This is a genomic window from Methylocystis sp. JR02, assembly GCF_030063565.1.
Classification (GTDB): Bacteria; Pseudomonadota; Alphaproteobacteria; order Rhizobiales; family Beijerinckiaceae; genus Methylocystis; species Methylocystis iwaonis.
In genome coordinates this window covers 1,304,403-1,322,886 of record NZ_JASIRC010000001.1, presented here as the reverse complement: position 1 = coordinate 1,322,886, position 18,484 = coordinate 1,304,403, and the positions used below count along the sequence as shown (strand labels likewise).

At 65.2% G+C, this 18,484-nt stretch carries 16 protein-coding genes and 1 pseudogene; 4 read left to right on the top strand and 13 right to left on the bottom strand.

Translation table 11 applies throughout. From position 1 onward, the window contains the following. Window positions 1-107: 107 nt before the first annotated feature. The 3 genes from QNA11_RS06390 to QNA11_RS06380 all read right to left on the bottom strand — a co-directional run bounded on the left by QNA11_RS06390 (window position 108) and on the right by QNA11_RS06380 (window position 3,031). On the bottom strand, window positions 108-1,094 hold the full coding sequence (locus tag QNA11_RS06390) for a beta-ketoacyl-ACP synthase III (RefSeq protein ID WP_202072810.1): 987 nt from the start codon (window positions 1,092-1,094) through the stop codon (window positions 108-110). Continuing rightward, window positions 1,091-2,164: a phosphate acyltransferase PlsX gene (plsX, locus tag QNA11_RS06385; protein ID WP_202072811.1), complete on the bottom strand. Its 1,074-nt coding sequence runs from the start codon at window positions 2,162-2,164 to the stop codon at window positions 1,091-1,093. The genes QNA11_RS06390 and plsX overlap by 4 nt, the downstream gene beginning before the upstream one ends. Window positions 2,165-2,455: 291 nt before the next feature. After that, complete coding sequence (locus QNA11_RS06380; RefSeq protein ID WP_283482365.1) at window positions 2,456-3,031, bottom strand: YceD family protein; 576 nt, start codon at window positions 3,029-3,031, stop codon at window positions 2,456-2,458. Between the two features lie 195 nt (window positions 3,032-3,226). Here QNA11_RS06380 and QNA11_RS06375 point away from each other — a divergent pair, with 195 nt between their 5' ends. Together QNA11_RS06375 and QNA11_RS06370 are read left to right on the top strand one after the other, a co-directional pair. Then, complete coding sequence (locus tag QNA11_RS06375) at window positions 3,227-3,697, top strand: outer membrane protein assembly factor BamE (RefSeq protein ID WP_283482364.1); 471 nt, start codon at window positions 3,227-3,229, stop codon at window positions 3,695-3,697. A gap of 217 nt (window positions 3,698-3,914) precedes the next feature. Next, window positions 3,915-4,952 carry a transglycosylase SLT domain-containing protein gene (locus QNA11_RS06370; RefSeq protein WP_283482363.1) on the top strand — a complete coding sequence of 346 codons (1,038 nt, stop codon included), beginning with the start codon at window positions 3,915-3,917 and terminating at the stop codon, window positions 4,950-4,952. 55 nt (window positions 4,953-5,007) lie between these two features. Here the strand turns inward: QNA11_RS06370 and QNA11_RS06365 are convergent. Both QNA11_RS06365 and argC read right to left on the bottom strand, forming a co-directional pair. Continuing rightward, window positions 5,008-5,160, bottom strand: a pseudogene (locus QNA11_RS06365) (N-acetyl-gamma-glutamyl-phosphate reductase); the annotation flags it as partial. Window positions 5,161-5,443: 283 nt separating this feature from the next. Beyond that, a complete protein-coding gene (gene argC, locus QNA11_RS06355) occupies window positions 5,444-6,370 on the bottom strand; it encodes an N-acetyl-gamma-glutamyl-phosphate reductase (RefSeq protein WP_283482362.1) in 927 nt (308 codons plus the stop codon). Between the two features lie 179 nt (window positions 6,371-6,549). Between argC and QNA11_RS06350 the strand changes: the two genes are divergently transcribed. After that, entirely contained in the window at window positions 6,550-6,945 is a 396-nt protein-coding gene (locus tag QNA11_RS06350) for a flavodoxin family protein (protein ID WP_283482361.1), read from the top strand. Window positions 6,946-7,078: 133 nt separating this feature from the next. Here the strand turns inward: QNA11_RS06350 and QNA11_RS06345 are convergent, their stop codons facing one another. From QNA11_RS06345 to QNA11_RS06310, 8 genes are all read right to left on the bottom strand, one after another. After that, a complete protein-coding gene (locus QNA11_RS06345; RefSeq protein WP_202072816.1) occupies window positions 7,079-7,852 on the bottom strand; it encodes an outer membrane protein in 774 nt (257 codons plus the stop codon). 709 nt (window positions 7,853-8,561) lie between these two features. Further along, window positions 8,562-9,929, bottom strand: a complete 1,368-nt coding sequence (locus QNA11_RS06340; RefSeq protein ID WP_283482360.1) for an HTH domain-containing protein — start codon at window positions 9,927-9,929, stop codon at window positions 8,562-8,564. Between the two features lie 141 nt (window positions 9,930-10,070). Continuing rightward, a complete protein-coding gene (locus QNA11_RS06335) occupies window positions 10,071-10,541 on the bottom strand; it encodes a cupin domain-containing protein (RefSeq protein WP_283482359.1) in 471 nt (156 codons plus the stop codon). Between the two features lie 158 nt (window positions 10,542-10,699). Continuing rightward, a complete protein-coding gene (locus QNA11_RS06330; protein ID WP_283482358.1) occupies window positions 10,700-11,488 on the bottom strand; it encodes a bestrophin-like domain in 789 nt (262 codons plus the stop codon). 450 nt (window positions 11,489-11,938) lie between these two features. Next, complete coding sequence (gene rpsI, locus QNA11_RS06325; protein ID WP_283482357.1) at window positions 11,939-12,421, bottom strand: 30S ribosomal protein S9; 483 nt, start codon at window positions 12,419-12,421, stop codon at window positions 11,939-11,941. Window positions 12,422-12,423: 2 nt separating this feature from the next. Beyond that, complete coding sequence (gene rplM / locus QNA11_RS06320; protein WP_281931818.1) at window positions 12,424-12,894, bottom strand: 50S ribosomal protein L13; 471 nt, start codon at window positions 12,892-12,894, stop codon at window positions 12,424-12,426. Between the two features lie 461 nt (window positions 12,895-13,355). Next, window positions 13,356-14,660 (bottom strand): ammonium transporter, encoded by a 1,305-nt coding sequence (locus QNA11_RS06315; protein WP_283482356.1) that lies wholly within the window; start codon window positions 14,658-14,660, stop codon window positions 13,356-13,358. A 155-nt stretch (window positions 14,661-14,815) separates the two neighbouring features. Further along, window positions 14,816-15,154, bottom strand: coding sequence for a P-II family nitrogen regulator (locus QNA11_RS06310; protein ID WP_283482355.1), 339 nt, complete (start codon window positions 15,152-15,154; stop codon window positions 14,816-14,818). Window positions 15,155-15,440: 286 nt separating this feature from the next. On the opposite strand from QNA11_RS06310, the gene QNA11_RS06305 reads away from it, so the two are divergent. After that, window positions 15,441-18,350, top strand: coding sequence for a caspase family protein (locus tag QNA11_RS06305; RefSeq protein ID WP_283482354.1), 2,910 nt, complete (start codon window positions 15,441-15,443; stop codon window positions 18,348-18,350). Window positions 18,351-18,484: the final 134 nt, after the last annotated feature.

Below are 18,484 nucleotides of genomic sequence, written 5' to 3'. Positions count from 1 at the left end.
CGGAATTATTCAGAATTGCTGCAAAAAATCAAGCGCAAGTTGCAGCGCCCGAGCGTGAATCGGGCGCATTTCGGGGCCGAAAACAATTGCGTTGTCGTTTCGCCGACTTACCAGCGGATCAAAGCCGATCCCCAGGTGAATCCGCCGCCGACGGCCTCCAGCATGACGAGATCGCCCTGCTTGATGCGGCCATCCGCCGCCGCGACCGAAAGGGCGAGGGGAATGCTGGCGGCCGAGGTGTTGCCGTGCAGATGGACGGTGGCGACGATCTTTTCGGGCGCGATGCCGAGCTTTTGCGCCGACATGTCGATGATCCGCCGGTTGGCCTGATGCGGCACGAACCAATCGAGCTCCGCGGCCGAGAGGCCCGTCGCGGCGAAAGCGTCGACGACGACGTCGGTCACCTTGCCGACGGCGAATTTGAAGACTTCCTGACCGGACATGCGGAGATGGCCGACCGTCTGCGTGGCGGAAGGACCGCCGTCGACATAGAGCTTCGTCCGATGCCGGCCGTCGGAGCGCAAATGCGTCGTCAGCACGCCGCGCTCGCTCAAGGCGCCGCTGGAGGGCCGGGCCTCCAGCACCATCGCGCCAGCGCCGTCGCCGAAGAGGACGCAGGTCGTTCGGTCTTCCCAGTTGAGGATGCGAGAGAATGTCTCCGCGCCGATGACGAGGGCGCGCTTGTGCGAGCCCGAGCGCAGGAATTTATCGGCGGTCGAGAGCGCGAAAACGAAGCCTGAGCAAACCGCCTGAAGATCGAAGGCGACGCCATGGGCGACGCCGAGGGCCGCCTGAATTTGCGTCGCGGTCGAGGGGAAGGTCCAGTCGGGAGTGGAGGTGCCGACGATGATCAGGTCGATGTCGTCGGGGGTGAGGCCGGCGTTTGCGAGCGCCGCGCGCGCCGCCTTCTCGCCGAGCATCGAGGTGGTTTCACCCTCGGCGGCGATGTGGCGTTCCTTGATGCCCGTGCGCTGGAAAATCCACTCGTCGCTGGTGTCGACGATCTTGGCGAGGTCGTCATTGGTCAGCGTCTTGGCGGGCAGATAGGAGCCCACGCCGAGAACGACGGAGCGGAGCAGGGGATGTGACGTCACTGAGCGGTTTCCTGCGACGGGCTGGCCGGATCGGCGGCGCCGCTTTCGAATTGGTGGGCGATCGCGACCGTGTCGCGAATGCGGTTCATGAGATCGTTCTTGGCCATTTCGTAGCCGATCTCGATCGCGCGGGCGAAGCCCACAGAGTCCGTTCCGCCGTGGCTCTTGATGACGATGCCTTCGAGGCCGAGAAACACGCCGCCGTTGACGGCGCGCGTGTCCATCTTGCCCTTGAGCTCGGCGAAGGCGCCGCGGGCGAAGAGATAGCCGATTTTGGCGAAGAGCGAGCCGCTCATGGCGGCTTTGAGATAGGCCGCGATCTGCTTCGCCGTGCCTTCGGCGGTCTTGAGCGTGATATTGCCCGTGAAGCCTTCCGTCACGACGACGTCCACGGCGCCCATGCCGATGCCGTCGCCCTCGACGAAGCCCGCATATTCGAGGCCAGGAAGGTCGGATTCGCGCAGGATGGCGGCGGCGGCCTTGACCTCCTCGACGCCCTTGATCTCCTCGGTGCCGACATTGAGCAGGCCGACGGTCGGCCGCTCCAGGCCGAGGATGATGCGCGCCATCGCCGAGCCCATGATGGCGAGATCGACGAGGTGGCTGGCGTTGGCGCCAATCGAGGCGCCGACGTCGAGTACGATGGACTGGCCGCGTAGCGTCGGCCACAGGCAGGCGAGGGCCGGCCGGTCGACGCGGGCCATGGTGCGTAGACAGATTTTCGACATGGCCATCAGCGCGCCGGTGTTGCCGGCGGAGATTGCGGCGTCGGCCTCGCCCTTCTTGACCGCTTCGATCGCCATCCACATCGAGGAGACGCGCCGCCCATAGCGCAAAGCCTGGCTCGGCTTGTCATCCATGCGGATGTTGACGCTCGAATGGCGGATCTCGGCGCGCTCGGCGAGGCGCGGATGGTTCGCGAGCTCGGCACGGATCGCCGTCTCGTCGCCAAAGAGCAGAAACTGGCTGCCGGGCATGCGTTCGAGGGCGAGGGCGCAGCCGGGGATCGTCACCGACGGGCCGAAATCGCCGCCCATCGCGTCGACCGCGATCCGAACTTTCTCCGCCATTGCTTCCAGTTTCCCTCGCATGCCGGCGATGCGCCGGCGCGCCCGCGGACCGCAGGCGTATGAGCAGCTCGCGGGCGCGAGACTGTGACCGGCGACGCCATCTGGCCGAACCGACGATTCCGCCATGGCTCCGCGTTCTGCGCGGGTGATTGCCATTTGCTGCGCGGCCGCGCAAGTGCCACGTCGCGGCGCTTGCTTGACCGGGGCTACGCGTCCAGAGGTTTCAAGCGCGCCTGAAGGCGCGCGGTCCGGGCGCCGCAGAGGACCGCGGGCCTTCAGGCCCGCGGCATACTACTTCCCCGCGGGTCGCAACTTCGCGAAAGGCGAAACCACGCCGCCTTCCTCCTCCGCCTCGGGAGCGGGCTCCACAAATTCGGCGCCGGGCTTACGCGGATAGGGATCGAGCGTCAAAGTGAGGAACTCCGAGACCACCGCCCCGAGATCGACCGCGCCGCCGAGCAGCGGGTCGGGCGGATCATCGTCGAGCATGTTCTGCTCGATCGCCTCCGGCTCGGGCTCGTGGCGGCGCGAGCGGGGCTTGGGGGCCTCCTTTGGCGGCGCGAAGCGCAGCTCGATGGGCTCGACAACCTCGGAGTCGAATTCATCGAGCGTGACGACGCAGGTCTGGCGCACATGAGCGCGCAGCTCGCCGGTTACCTCCAGCCCGTCGCCGCGCCAGCGCCGTGCGCGGAGCGCCGCTTCCAGCGAAAGAACGGCGGGCAGGCCGTTCATCTGCGCCAGCGCCGCGCGCTCGGCGTCCGTGGCGGCGATTTTTATCTCGAGACCTTCCGGCGGAACTTCGGTCAGGGTCAGCGGGCGCGAGAATGGCGGCTTCTCGCCGAGGGCCATATTATGTTCGTCAATCATTTTGCCCTCTCTTCTCTCTTTCAGGCGCATTCATGGCTTTTAGATACGTTGGCCGCCTCATTGGCGCCAGTTCTCTGATCTATCCGGCCACGATCGTCTTGCTTTCGCGCCAATCGAAGGCTAGGCAAGCCGAATTGCGATGCAGGATACCGGCGCGCGTCGCGTCGCCGGCGGGAAAGTAGCTTGGAGATCGATATGGCGGGGCTGGGCTTGCGCGGTTTTTCGAGGGGCTGTTTCGGTTCGTCGGCCGTGAGAATGTTGGCGGCCTTTGGCGTCGCGGCTTCGCTCTCCGGCTGCCTGGGCTATGACGGCGTCATCAATCGCGGCGCGGTGATCGACTCGCGCAAGGCCATGCAGGTGAAGCCGGGCATGGCGGCGCCCCAGGTCATGCAATTGCTCGGCACGCCCTCCACGACGTCCACGATCGGCGGCGACGCCTGGTATTACGTCAGCCAGCGACTCGAGCGCTCCATGGCCTTCATGCCGCAAAACATCACGGATCAGCATGTGCTCGCCGTCTATTTCGACAAATCGAGGAAAGTGACCCGCATTGCGGACTATGGGATGGAAGACGGCAAGCCCGTCGATTTCCTGGCGCGCACGACCCCTGTCGCCGGCCCGGATTATCACCTGATCCAGGCGCTGCTCTCGAAGGTGCCGTTCTAACAAGGAAGCGCCTGCCGGTTTGATGGCGCAAATAAGGCCGCACGCGCGTTGTCGCACCTAAAGCGTCCGGAACACACGGGTTTTTGCTGAATTTTCTCGGGCCCGCCGCCGCGCCGAATATGGCGCGGGGGTGGCGCGCGCCGTCGCTCTTTCGCCGTTCCTTCTGCGTAACTTCTTGTTAAGGCCGCTGTTGCGGCGCAGGGAGTCGACGAGAAGAATGACGGAGTATTCGCAGCCCGCATTGGGGTCCGCGCCCGGCATGAGTTTGGGCGACCGCTGGGCGTCGATCCTTGAAGGCCGCGCTTTCCCGATCATTCTTCGCACGGCTTGTGTCGGCGTCGTCCTTTCGACGCTTGCGGCGCTGAGCTTCTCGGTCAAGCGCGTGGCGGCGCCCCGCTATGAGCGCGTCGCCCGCGCCGCCAAGCCGCACGCGCCCCCGACGCCTTTCATGCAATTGACGCGGGGTGACGACGAGGCCGCGCTCGACAGCGACTTCTCGCTCGAGCAGGCGGCGCTGACCTGGGCGCATCGCCTCGGCGCGGAGGGCGAGGCCGCCTCCGACGCGCCCGGCGTGATGCGCTTCGGTTCGGTGAGGGTTCATAAATCGATCGTCGAGCGCGTCGTGAAGGCCGCGAACCAGACCGAGATGGACCCGGCGCTGCTCATGGCGATCGCCGACAAGGAATCCGCCTTCTCGACCACCGCCAAGGCGCGCACCTCCTCGGCGAGCGGGCTCTTTCAATTCGTCGAGAAGACCTGGCTTCAGGCGGTCAAGAATTTCGGTCATCTCTACGGCCGCGAGGAGGAGGCGAACGCCATCGCCGACGGCGCAGACGCCATCGGGCGCGTCGCGCCGCAGCAACGCGCCAAAATCCTCGGCCTGCGCAACGATCCCTATCTCTCGGCGGCGCTGGCGGCGCAGATGCTGAAGAAGGACGGCTCCAAGATCGCCGAGAAGATCGGTCGCCAGCTCACCCCAGGCGAGACCTATCTCATCCACTTCCTCGGGCCGGAGGACACCGAGCGCTTCATGCAGGCGCTGATCGAGAAGCCGACAATGTCGGCCGCCGCTTTGCTGCCCAAGCCCGCCCGCGCCAACAGGCCGATCTTCTACGCCCAGCAGGGCCGCAAGCTCAAAGCCAAATCGGTGAGCGAGGTGCACGAGGCCTTCGAGACCATGATGGGCACGCGCACCAGCCGCTACGAGGATGTGGCGCAGAAGCTGCCGGCGGGCGTGACGGCCTATACGGAATGAACATGATGCGCGCCTGAAGGCGCGCGGTCCGGACGCCGCCATGGACCGCGGGCCTTCAGGCCCGCTTGCCGCCGCCGATCATCAGATCGAGACTCTGCACCGCCGCGCCTGACGCGCGCTTGCCGAGATTGTCGAAACGCGCAACCAGCACGGCGTGGCGCCGCGCCTCATTGGCGAAGACGAAAACCTCCATGTCGTCCGTGCCATTAGGGAGTGATGCCCGTGCGCGCCTGAAGGCGCGCGGTCCGGACGCCGCTATGGACCGCGGGCCTTCAGGCCCGCTTGCCGCCGCCGATCATCAGATCGAGATTCTGCACCGCGGTGCCCGACGCGCGCCCTTGCCGAGATTGTCGAGACGCGCCACCAGCACGGCGTGGCGCCGCGCCTCATTGGCGAAGACGAAAACCTCCATGTCGTCCGTGCCATTAGGGAGTGATGCCCGTGCGCGCCTGAAGGCGCGCGGTCCGGACGCCGCCATGGACCGCGGGCCTTCAGGCCCGCTTACGACCGCCGATCATCAGATCGAGATTTTGCACCGCCGCGCCTGACGCGCCCTTGCCGAGATTGTCGAGACGCGCAACCAGCACGGCGTGGCGCCGCGGCTCATTGGCGAAGACGAAAACCTCCATGTCATCCGTGCCGTTGAGCGCGAGCGCGTCGAGGCGCCCTCCCGCCGGCGCCGGCATGACGCGCACATGCGGCGCGCCCTCATAGTGTCGCTGATAGGCGGCCTCGAAATCCGCGGCTCTAGGCTTGCCCGGCAAAGCGTCGAGCGGGAGCGGGATCGACACCAGCATGCCCTGGCGGAAATTGCCGACCGACGGCACGAACAGCGGGCGCACGGAGAGCTTCGCATAGGCCATGATCTCGGGCAGATGCTTATGCTCGAGAGAAAGCCCGTAAAGCTCGAAGGCCGGAGCCTCGCCCTTCTCGTAAGATTCGATCATCTGCCGTCCGCCACCCGAATAGCCGGAGACTGCGTTGATCGTAAGTTGCTGGTCGGGCTGAATCAGGCCGGCGTCGACGAGCGGGCGCAGCAGCGCGATGGAGCCAGTGGCGTAGCAGCCGACATTGGCGACGCGCGCCGCTTTGGCGATCGCCTCTGGCTGGCCGGCGCAGAGCTCCGGAAAGCCATAGACCCAGCCCGGCGCGACGCGATGCGCGGTCGAGGCGTCGAGCAGGCGCGGGGCCTTGTCGCCGAGCGCATCGCAGAGCGCGACGGTCTCCTTGGCGGCGTCGTCGGGCAGGCAGAGAATGGCGATGTCGACGGCGGCGAGGATGGCGCGCTTGGCCTCGACATCCTTGCGTTTTTCGGCCGGAATCGCGACGATTTCGATGTCGGCGCGGCCGGCGAGCCGCTCGCGGATTTCGAGCCCCGTGGTGCCGGCGTCGCCGTCGATGAATATTCTGGTGGTCATTGGCCGATGTATCCCGCGGAGAAGCGCGCGTTTATGCGCGGCTTGGATGATGGCTGCGTGACGCCTTGTCAACAAGCGCGCGGGCGCCAGGGCGCATCAGGAGTGTATCCACGTGAAGAAGCGGCTCCTTCTCGTCGCACATACGCCTTCCGCCAATTTGCAGCGTATGCGCGACGCGATTGTCGAGCGCGAACGCGCCGGAGATCGAGACCGTCGAGACGCGCCTTCTAAGCCCCTTCGAGGCGCAACCCGAAGACGTGCTGGCGGCCCAGGCGGTCGTTCTCCTGACGCCTGAGAATCTGGGTTACATGAGCGGCGCCCTCAAGGATTTCTTCGACCGCTGCTACTATCCGTGCCTCGACCATTCGCAAGGGCTTCCCTACGCCTTGTGCATCCGCGCTGGCAGCGACGGGACGGGCGCGCGGCGGGGCGTCGAGACGATCGTCAGGGGGCTGAGATGGCGGGCGATCCAGCCGCCGCTGATCTGCCGCGGCGATTGGCGCGAGGATTTTGTCCAGCAATGTCGGGAGTTGGGCGCGCTGGCCGCGGCGGGATTGGACGCCGGGGTGTTTTGAGCCGCCTGCGCGAAAACTTTGGTTCGCAACCCCCGATACGACAAACCCCCGGCTTTCGCTGGCGCGAAAGGCCGAGGGTTGCGTCAAGAGAACCCGGCCGCGAGGTCGGATTCTTGTCGGCCGGAAAGCCGTATCAGTATTTCGCGAGGACCGGAGCCGACCCGCCGAAAAGGTTGAAGTGATAGTTCACGCCCGCGCGAACCGTGTGGAAGCGGGTGTGATTGTTGACGTTGTTCAGCCCGAAGCCGGGGTTGAAGAACTGGTTCTGGTTGTTGCCGCTGATATCCGTGTAGAGATATTCGGCCTTGGCCGACCAGTTGGGCAGGAACAGCCACTCGACGCCGCCGCCGGCGGTCCAGCCGGTCTGCACGACGCTGTTCTGGTTCCACCAGAAGTTACGCTGCACGTCGCCGTAAGCGAAGCCGCCCGTGCCATAGACCAGCAGGGTGGGCGTAAAGAGCCAGCCCAGACGGCCGCGAACCGTGCCGAACCAGTTGATGCGGGCCGTGGCGTTGAGGCCGCCCCAGCCGCCCCAGGGACCGAAGCCGCCCCAAAGCCAGGGGTTGTTGTTGTTGCCGCCCGAGCCGATGCTCGTGCCCTGGAAGTCGGTCTCGATGCCGACGAGGAAGCTCTGGCCGAACTGATAATTATAGCCAATCTGGCCGCCGCCGACGACGCCGCCGGTGTTGTTGCCGCCATTATTCCAGCCCCAGCCCCAGACATTGGAGGAGGTGTGGTCCTGCCAACCGCCGCCGAGGTTCAAACCGGCGTAGAAACCCGTCCACAACGGCGGCGGGGGCGGCGGCGGGACATAAACGGGGGCTTCCTTGCGGGAGGGAAGATCCGCGGCCAGCGCCGACCCGAGCGCGAGGAGTGAGGCCGTCGCAATTAAGAATATTCTTTTCATTTTATTGCCCTTTCTCTGAATTTGAGGAGGCGGTCCGCTTGGGGGCCGAACACTCATGCATCCGTTTCTTAGCCCAGAATTGGTTTGAATGGTGTTTCCAGGTGAGGGACTCGGTCAGTTATTGTATTGATGTGGCATATTTGATACAGATAGCCTGTGGCTTTGCTATTCGTTTTAAAGCATTACTAAGTAACAATCCGTATTGCGACCGTGACCTTTGGTTTAAACAATCGCAAGCTTTGCTGCTAAAGCATTACGAATGCACAGAATCACGCTCGCGCGGCGGCCTCTGGAAATGTACACGAAGCCGGCTGTCTTCCCGGCCATCCGCGCAGGCTTCCGGGCCGCTGGCGCCGCAGGCTCGAGCCTATTTTCTCGCCGGGCGCTTTTACTGGTTCTGCTTCTTTTTATACCATTTCGGTTTGAATAGCTCGCGTCGGGCGCTTGTCATTCCCGACGGGCCGAAGGCTCCAGAGCCGCAAAAGCGCTGGTTTTGGCCAGAACCCGTCATTGCGAGCGAAGCGAAGCAATCCAGGGCAGCGATGCGGCCCTGGGTTGCTTCGTCGGCTCCGCCTCCTCGCAATGACGGCGGTGATTTCCTGTGCGTCGAAGCTGCGCGAGCGTCGGGAATGGCGCCTAACAGCGGACCTCGTATTATCCCTAGGAAGTCGCTGCACAGCCCTATCGTTGAAAGGAGATCAACGCGCGTTCATGCGGGCTCCCACGCCTGCTTGGACGCAAGCTTTTCCGCCTGTGCGGCGGCGCGCCGCCGTGCTGGGCGATTTTCCAAGCCGCTCCAATAAGCCTCGAACTCCGGGCGCTTGTCGATCACGCCAACGCGCATTCCAAAGCCGATCATCGAACCAACGTAAGCGTCCGCGGCGGTGAAAGCGTCGCCGGCAATATAACGACGACCCGCCAAAGCCCTTGCCAGTGTTTCGATCACGGCGTCGTAAGAGCCATAGCCAAAGCGCGCCCGCATGTCCGGCGCTGGATCCCAGCCGGCTGCGTGATTGCTCATCGCCGGCTCCACGCAGCCAGCCGCGAAAAACAGCCAGCGATAGTAGTCGCCGCGCGCCTCAGGCGCCGGCGCGAGCCTGGCTTGCGGGAAGGCGTCGGCGAGATAGGCGCAGATTGCGGCGGTTTCCGTCACCACCATATCCCCGTGCCGGATAGCCGGGACTTTGCCCATCGGATTGATGGCCAGATACTCCGGCGCTTTCATCGTTGTTCCGTATTCCTTCACGTCGATCGAATAAGGCGCGCCGATCTCCTCCAACACCCAATGAACGACCATGCCGCGCGATTGCGGATGGGTGTAGAAAACAAGCTCCTTCGTCATGGCTGATCCCTTCGCCTGTGCTGAGACGCGGCGACCATAAGCAAGCACACTGTCAGCTTCTGTCAGCATATTTTGCCGCCACTCCTTCAACAGCGTTTGACGCCGTCGCGGTGGGCGTTCCTCTAAAATCCGCGCGGATTCGATCCGGTCGGAGCGGAAATGACGGAATGCTCCCCGCAACTCGCACCAGCCGGCGAGAACGCGGGCCGACTCGAAAAAGCCGAGCGCCACTGGCCACACGATCCGCTCTGTACGCAGACCTTTCTCGTCGCGATAGGACAGGGCGAGTTTGCGCTCTTCGCGTAACGCCCGCCGTAGCGCCGCTAATTCGACATGCTGCGGTCGTTCCCTTCCCGAGCCGACGATAAGCGCGTCGTCGTCCAATCGACCTTTTAGGTCTCGAGGCAGAACGGCCGAGATTTTAGCTATGGCGTTGCGCGCCGCGTCGGAAAGCGAATCGTCGGTGCGGCGCGCCACCCATTTTGCGCCGAGCGCCAGCGCTTCGATCTCTTCATGTGAGAACATGAGCGGGGGCAGAAGGAAACCGTGCCGGAGCACATATCCGACGCCTGGCTCGCCTTCGATTTCAGCCCCTAGCGCCTGCAAGGCGGCGATGTCACGATAGAGCGTTCGCAGGGAGACGCCCGCCTCACGCGCGAGTTCCGCCCCGCTCACGGGCCCGCGGCGGCGGCGCAGCATCTGCAAGAGTTCGAATAATCGATGCGTGCGAGACATGACGGCAGGATATCATCGTCTCTGGTCAGGTCTTGGCAGTTTGATCCACTCGCTCGAGCTGGCAAACTGAATCGCGATTTTCCAAAACAGCTCGCTCGTCGGATCGCTGCTTGCGCAGCGAAATGCGGGCTTATCGTTTCTCTACTTCTTCGGCAGCAGGATCACATGTTCCTGCTCCTCGCCGTCATTGCGCGCCACGATGGCGATGGCCGGCTCGGTCTTGCTGAGATTGGTCGGCTGATGCGGCACGTCGGCGGGGATGTAGATGAAATCGCCGGCGACATTCACGACGCTCTTTTCGAGATGCTCGCCGTATTTGGTTTCGACCGTCCCTTGCAGCAGATAGATCGCCGACTCATAGCCCTTGTGGACATGCGCCTGCGCCGAGGCGCCCGGCGGAATGACCACTTTGAGCAAAGACAGCCCCTTGGCGCCGGCGTTTTTCCCGGAAATCCCAGGGAAGAAGGGCAGGGCCTGTTTCGAGGTCGAGGCCTCCCCCACGCGGACAGTGACGACATCCTTGCCGTCCTTGGCGCCGATGATTTGTGGATCGCCGGCGAGGGCCGGGGCGGCTATGGCGACGAAGGCGAGCATGACGATCGAAAGGCGCATGGGCTGAGCTCTGGACAGATTGATTGAGTTGGAACGCGACGGCGACCCATCTCGCCGAGAAAAAGGCGATGCGCCGCCAGTCTTTGATTTTATTGTAACCGAGGGAGTTCTTACGGTTTTTCGATGGCGCAACGCAAGGCTCTGTCCCCGCAGGTCATTCATGGTCGGCCGGGCGCCGCTGCCGGCTCGAGTGCGCCGAGCTGTTCCAGCGCCATATTCAGGGGCGCCGCGGACATTCTGATCAGGCCACGATTGGGCGTGTCGAGGTCGAGGGTCAATAGGATAGCCATGGCCATGCACAGCGCCACCACCGTCATTGTGCCGATCGCCGTAGCGTTGGACGGCGCCACGACTCCATAGCTGACGAAAACGCCGCAAAGCCAGAAGATCAGAATGGCCAGAAACGGCCATTGTATCCGCCCATCCGAGCCGGAATATTTCAACCAGCGATACGCGCCGAGGTCATTCGCCAGGCCGAGCGCCGTCGAGCGAAGCCATGTCTCACGCTCATTTTGCGGCGAGAGCTGCAAAAGTTTCAACTGGAGTTTGTTGACGCCGATTCCCTTCCGCGTCTTCTCCGTATTGAACCCTTCCGCCGCGGCGATGTCGATCCGCTCGACGCCGCGTTTCACCAGATCACGCAGCATTTGCCTGCTCTCATTGGCGGCTGCGCCATATTTCGCAAGGGTGGAATCGAGCGCGATGATCTTGGACGCGCTGTCTTCCACCTCATTGCTGCGCTGCTCGAACGACGTGGTCGCGGAAGCGATGATCAGACCGAGCGTCAGCGACGCGAGCGCCACCAGCATGCGGCGAGCCTCCTTGATGAGGTCCCGATTGCGGTCCGTCATCTGCGTGTCGGGCAGATTATGCGCGAGCCACAGGCCGCCGAGCGAGGAGGCCATGAAAGCGAAGAAGGACAGAACGCTGACGAACAAAGGGTTCATCAGTTACTCCAATTTGACCGCGGGCAGACCGCCTGCATGCCGGGAGCTGGCACTTTATCCGTTCACCGTGCGCCGAGGTAGAGCTTGCTGTGGCGTCATCTCGGCGCTTGAAGCGCCCGAGGGTTAGGGGTTCTGCGCGCGCTCGACGGGCTGTCGAGCGCCTGCTGAACCGCCTCGTGGCCCGGTCCGGTTGTACAGCTCGCGTTCGGGCTTTGTCATCCCCAGCGGGCGATGACGCCCCATGTGCTTCGAGACGCCTGCTGCGCAGGCTCCTCAGCATGAGGGGCTTCTTCATCTGCGTAAAACACTTAGGCCTCATCCTGAGGAGCGAGCGAAGCTCGCGTCTCGAAGGACGAGGCCGCCTCGGTGGTTTGCCAAAAAACTGAAGCCGGGCAGAGCCCGGCTTCGTCGCCTCGGTGTATCGAGGAAGGCGCCGCGGCGTCTGTCGCTTTAGCGCTTCGAGAACTGGAAGCTGCGGCGAGCCTTGCGCTTGCCGTATTTCTTGCGCTCGACCACGCGGGAGTCGCGGGTGAGGAAGCCTTCTCTCTTGAGCGCCGAACGCAGTTCGGGCTCATAATGGGTCAGCGCCTTGGCGAGGCCGTGGCGCACCGCGCCGGCCTGGCCGGAGAGGCCGCCGCCGGCGACCGACACCATGACGTCATACTGGTCGACGCGCTTGGCGACGCCGAGCGGCTGCTGCAGGATCATGCGCAGCACCGGACGCGCGAAATAGACTTCGATGTCGCGGCCGTTGACCGTGATCTTGCCGGAGCCCGGCTTGATCCACACGCGGGCGACGGCGTTCTTGCGCTTGCCGGTGGCGTAGGCGCGGCCATATTTGTCGAGCTTCTGCTCGTATTTCGGCGCTTCGACCGCGGCGGCGACGGCCGCCTGATTGAGGTCGGCGAGCGAGGAAAGGGTGGTCTCGGCCATAATCAGGCGCTCCGGCTATTCTTGGCGTTCAAGGCGGCGACGTCGAGCGTCACGGGGCTCTGCGCCTCGTGCGGATGCGTGGCGCCCTTGTAGACGCGCAGGTTTCCGAGCTGCTGACGGCCGAGCGGGCCACGCGGCAGCATGCGCTGCACGGCCTTCTCCAGGACGCGCTCCGGGAAGCGGCCTTCGAGAAGGAACTTGGCCGAGCGCTCCTTGATGCCGCCCGGGAAGCCCGTGTGATAGTGATAGACCTTCTGGTCGCGCTTGCGGCCGGTCAGCACCACCTTGTCGGCGTTGATGACAATGATGTTGTCGCCATCGTCCATATGGGGGGTGAAGGTGGCCTTGTGCTTGCCGCGCAGGCGCAGCGCGATGAGCGAAGCGAGGCGGCCGACGACGAGCCCGGAGGCGTCGATCAGCACCCATTTCTTTTCGATGTCGGCGGGCTTCGCCGAATAGGTCTTGCCAAACATGGGATGCGAGTTCCGTCTGAACGAACTGTTCGGATGCGGGTGGATAGGGGATGCGGGGGCGGGGGTCAAGGGAAATTGTGCGGGTTGTGCCATCTATGTGGCCCAGAAAACAAGGGATAGCGCTATGATGGTATCATGCTACCCCATCGCTGGGTGGCGGTCCTGCGAAAATCAACTCTCAAAAATAGGGAGAAAGCCGCCACGACGGTGGACCAAGGGCTGCAATTTACGCCTGCTCGGATCGAGGAGGTCTTTGGCTCGCTCCACTACTCTTGCGCCGCCAAGACGATTGAGGAAATGGACGCAGCCGTTCTCGTGGAAGCGAAACGCCAACATACGGCGGATAAGTCCGCCGGAGAGACGCCTTCGCCTTAATCCGCTCCACGCGTCCAATAACCTGGAATTGAAGACCCTCCCTCCGGCTTCCCGAAGAGAGGGCCATTTTTACATTCGCCGGCCCGTTACTGGTGATGCAGCGCCTCGCCATGCAGCGCGATGTCCAGCCCCTCGCGCTCGTCGTCGCTGGTCACGCGCAGGCTCGTGAAGAGCGACACGATCTTCAGCGAGATCAGCGTCCCGATCACGCACCAGCCGATCGTCACGCCGACGCCGATCGCCTGCACCACGAATTGATGCGCATCGCCTTCCAGCAACCCGGCGACGCCCGGATCGCTGTCGGAGGCCGTGATCGCGCGCGTCGCGAAGACGCCGGCCATCAGCGTGCCCATGATGCCGCCGACGCCATGGACGCCGAAGACGTCGAGCGAGTCGTCATAGTTGAATTTGTGCTTGGCGACCGTGCAGAACCAATAGCAGACGCCGCCAGCGATCAGACCGATGACCACGCCGTGCCACGGCAGCACATAGCCCGAGGCGGGGGTGATGGTGCCGAGCCCGGCGACCGCGCCGGAGATGACGCCGAGCACGGAGGGCTTGCCGCGTTCGAGCCATTCGAGCCCGCTCCACACCAGCGCGCCCGAGCAGGCGGCCAGATGCGTAGCGACGATGGCGAAGACGGCGCGCGAATTGGCGCCGAGCGCCGAGCCGCCGTTGAAGCCGAACCAGCCGACCCAAAGCAGCCCGGTGCCGACCACGGCGAGCGAGACGTCGAAGGGCGAGAGGTTCTCGCGCCCAAAGCCGACGCGATTGCCCATCACCAGCGCGCAGACGAGGCCCGCGACGCCGGCGTTGATATGCACCACCGTGCCGCCCGCGAAATCCAGGAGGCCCATCTTCTGCAGGAAGCCGCCGCCCCACACCCAATGCGCCGACGGCACATAGACGATGAAGAGCCAGACCACGCTGAAGACGATGAAGGCGGAAAACTTCATGCGCTCGGCGACCGAGCCGCCGACCAGCGCGCAGGTGATGACCGCGAAGGTCATCTGATAGGCCATGAAGAGGATTTCAGGGATGGTCTTGGCGAGCGGGCTCACCGTGTCGATCCCGACGCCCGAGAGCAGGACGCGCGCCGTATCGCCGATCACCGGGCCGTCGCCGGAGAAGACGAGGCTGTAGGCGATCGCGATCCACAGCAGCGAGACGACCGCCGTGGCGACGAGGCTCTGCGCCATTGTCGCCAGCACGTTCTTCTTGCGCACCATGCCGCTGTAGAAAAGCGCGAGCCCGGGCAGCGTCATCATCAGCACGAGCGCGGTCGCGACGATCATGAAGGACGTGTCGGCCCCGTCGATCTTGGGGGCGTCCTGCGCGAGGGCAGGGCTGGCGATGAGGGCGCCCGCAAGCGCCGAGAACAGTTTCTTCATTGGGGAGCTTTCAGCTTCTTGGTTGATTTTTGAGCGTTTCTTCGGGCGCCGCCGTCATTGCGAGGAGCGAAGCGACGAAGCAATTCAGGGCCGGGATGACGCTCTGGATTGCTTCGCTGCGCTCGCAATGACGGCCGGCTGTTACAGGCGGCGTCCTACAGCGCCTCCTGGTCCCTCTCGCCGGTGCGGATCCGGATCGCGCTTTCGAGCGGCGTGATGAAAATCTTGCCGTCGCCGATATGGCCGGTGCAGGCGGCCTTGCGGATCGCCGCGACGACGCCCTCGACGCGGTCGTCGGTCGTGGCGATTTCGATTTGCAGCTTCGGGAGGAAGGAGACGATATATTCCGCGCCGCGGTAGATTTCGGCGTGGCCCTTCTGGCGCCCATAGCCCTTGACCTCGGTCGTCGTCATGCCGTGGACGTCGACGGCCAGAAGAGCGTCGCGCACGTCATCGAGCTTGAAGGGTTTGATGATGGCGGTGATGATCTTCATTCGAGCATTTTGCTTTCATTGCCAGCAGGATGGCCGTTTTGTCAGCAATGCTTGTGCCAGCCTGCGCAATATCTATACGAAGCGACGCCTATCAGGGCGTCGGCCTGCTCGATTGATCGCCACGCGGGCGCCTTGCGCTTAAAAATTCCACAAATTGTTCAAGAAAACGGCTGCGCTTCACCGCTCTGTCGCCCTTTGCGTCCCCGTATCGTTCAGCATAGGTTCAGCGGAAGACGCTGAATAATAAGAAGATGCTTCGGCTTGGCGACTCCAGGGGAGATTGTGCATGCTTGGAATTCGAGCGCTCTTGGCTGCGGCGGCCGCGCTGCTGGCGCTTGCCGCCGGATCGGGCGCCTTGGCCGCCGAACGGCGGCTGGCGCTTGTCATCGGCGAGTCGGCCTATCCGGCAAAGCCGCTGCCGACGGCGGCAAATGACGCCGGGCTCGTCGCGCAGACCTTGCAGGCGGCGGGCTTCGACGTCACAGGCGCGCGCGATCTCGACGAGGCGGCGCTGAAACAGGCGTTCCGGGATTTCCTGGACAAGGCCGCCGCCGCCGGGCCGGACGCCGTCGCCTTCGTCTATTTCTCGGGATATGGCCTGCAGCTCGAAGGCGAGAATTACCTCGTGCCGGTCGACGCCGCTTTGGCGCGCGACGTCGACATCCCCATGCGCACCCTGCGCGTCTCCGACTATTTGAAGCCGCTGTCGGCATCCGGGGCGAAGCTCGCCGTCGTCGCGCTCGACGCCGCGCGCGCCAATCCCTTCCAACTGTCCGGCCAGCCGCTCGCCGGCGGCCTTGCGCTTTATGAGCCGGGGGGCAGGGCGCTGCTCGCCTATAACGCCGCGCCGGGGACAATCGCGCCGGGAGAGACCGGCGACTATGGCGCCTACGCACATGCGCTCGCGGAAATGATCCGCGACGGCGGCCGGCCGCTGATGGACGTCTTTGAATACACGCGCCTGCGCGTTTCGGATGTCACCAAAGGCGCGCAAATCCCGTGGAATTCCCAGCGCGTTGACACGGATTTCCTGTTCTTCCAGCGTGAGGCCAATGCGCCTTTGCGCAGCGAGGATGTGGCGCGGCTGGCCAAGCCGATCAGCGCGCTGGGGCCGGAAGCGGGTTTCTCGGCGGCGATCCGCCGCGATACGCTGCAGGGATACCAGGACTATGTGGCGACCTATCCTGCGGCGCCCTACGCCAAGCGGGCGCGGGCCATTCTCGCGGCGCGGCGCGAGGCCCTGACCTGGCGCCGGTCGCGCGTCGTCGATACGCCCAACGCCTATTGGACCTATCTGCGCCGTTATCCCAAGGGCCCGCATGCCTGGGACGCGCGCCGTCGCCTTGCGGAGCTGCGCTACGAACTCGAGCCGCCGCCGCGTTTCGCGATGATCGACTATGATTATCCGCCGCCGCCGCCCGACGAGATCATCTATGTCGAGCAGCCGGTCGTCTTCTTCGACGATCCGATGTGGGGCTTCGCGCCGCCGCCGCCTCCGCCGGTCTATCTGCTGCCGCCGCCGCCGCCGGATTTCGTGGTCCTGCCGCCGCCCGTCGTCATCGCGGAGCCCTATGCGCTGCCGGCGCCGCAATATGTGCCGATCCCGGTCTGGCAGCGGGCGCCGGATTACATCGCCCCGCCGCCGGATAATTTTATCTACGCCAATGCTCACAACTCCGTGGTCGTGGACCCGCAGGCCAATAATGTCATCGTGCGCAAGCCGGGCGGCGGCGTCATCTCGACGGAGACGCTCACCGCCGCCGGGGTAGGGGCGGCCGCAGTCGCCGTCGGCGCGGCGCTGCCGAACTTCATCGCCAAGCGCAACGCGGCCCAACCCGCCGGCGCGCCCCAGCCGCCCATCGGCGCGCCGGGGGCTATTCCAACAGCGCCGGCGCCGGTCGCTCCTGCCTATGTGACACCGACGCCACAGGCGCCGGGAGGGACGGCAGGCGTTCCTGCTGGCGCTGCCCCGGCGGCTCCGATCGGCGCCGCTCCGCTGGCGCCGGCCCCGGCGGCTGTCGCGCCAAATGCGCTGCCGCCTGCCGGGTCGGGAGCGCCTAACCCAAACGCGCCCGTCCGCGCGCCGCACGGAATCGGCGCGCCCGCGACCTTGCCGGCGGGCCCCGCCGGAGCGACGTCGCCGGGCTCCCAGCCGTTGAAGGATCATGCTCTGCCGCTTCCGCCGGCCGCAGGCGGCGCGGCCCACGATCCCAACGGCGCGCCGCAGGTCGGCAAGCCGGGCGCCCCGCTCACGCCGCCGCCGGCGGCCGAGGGCGCGCTCAAAAATCAGGTGCTTCCCACGCCGGCTGGCGCTGGCGCCGCTGGTCTGGGCGCCTCAGAAAAGGCGGCGCCTCTTCCGACTCCGGGCGCGCATACGCCCGCCGCGGCGGGGATGCCGAGTCAAGCCTTGCCCGCGCGCCGCAACGCGGCGCCTGGCGCGGCGCATCAGCCGGAGCAGCTTCCGTCCGGCCGCGAGCCGATCGGCGGCGCTGGCGGACGCCATGCGCCCTCGCCGCCCGTTGGGTCGGGCGGACTTCCCCCGCTTGGCGGCGAACCAGCGGGACCAGTTGGCGACAAGCCGGCGCGCGGGACGCCCGCGATGGGTCCGGCGCGCGGGCTCGATCCTTCCGGTGCGATGGCGCCCCATGGGCCGGGACCGAAAAACCTCGCGCCCGGGCAGCCGCATCCGCCGGCGCCGCAAGGCGTCCTCGGTGGCCCGACTGCGGCGCCGCATCGGGCGATCGAGCCTGCACATGAGCCGATGATGCGCGGTCCGGCGGGCGGACAGCCCCATATGGCGCCCTCGCCGATGCGGGAGCCTCCGGGCGGTTTGCGGGAGACAGCGCCGCGCGGCGCGGTTCCGCCGATGCGGGCCGCTCCGAATGACGCCATGCCCCCGCGGCCGGAAGGCGCGGCGCCGCATGTTCGCGCCGCGCCGCCGCCCGGCTATGGCATGCCACCGCAGACGCATCAAATTGCGCCGCCCGCGATGCATGCGCCGCCGCCCGCGCCCTCGCCGGCGCCGCCCGCCGCCTTCATGCGGCAACCGCCCGCGCCGCCGCCTCAGGCCGCGCCGCCGGCGACGCGCCCGGCCGCAGCCCCGCCACACCCCCAGCCGAATAAAGAAGGCCCGGGTCCGCATGGCACCGGAGGAGGTTTTGGAGGACCGCCGCCCGGATTTGGCGGAATGCATTAGCCAATAAAGACTTCGCCAAAAACTTGAGCCCGGCCGCAACGCCGGGCTTTTTCGATGCTGTCGGCATTCGCGAGAGGACTCTAATTCTCGTTGTTTACATTCAAACTGGAGAGTAGAGTTAACAGCAATATTCT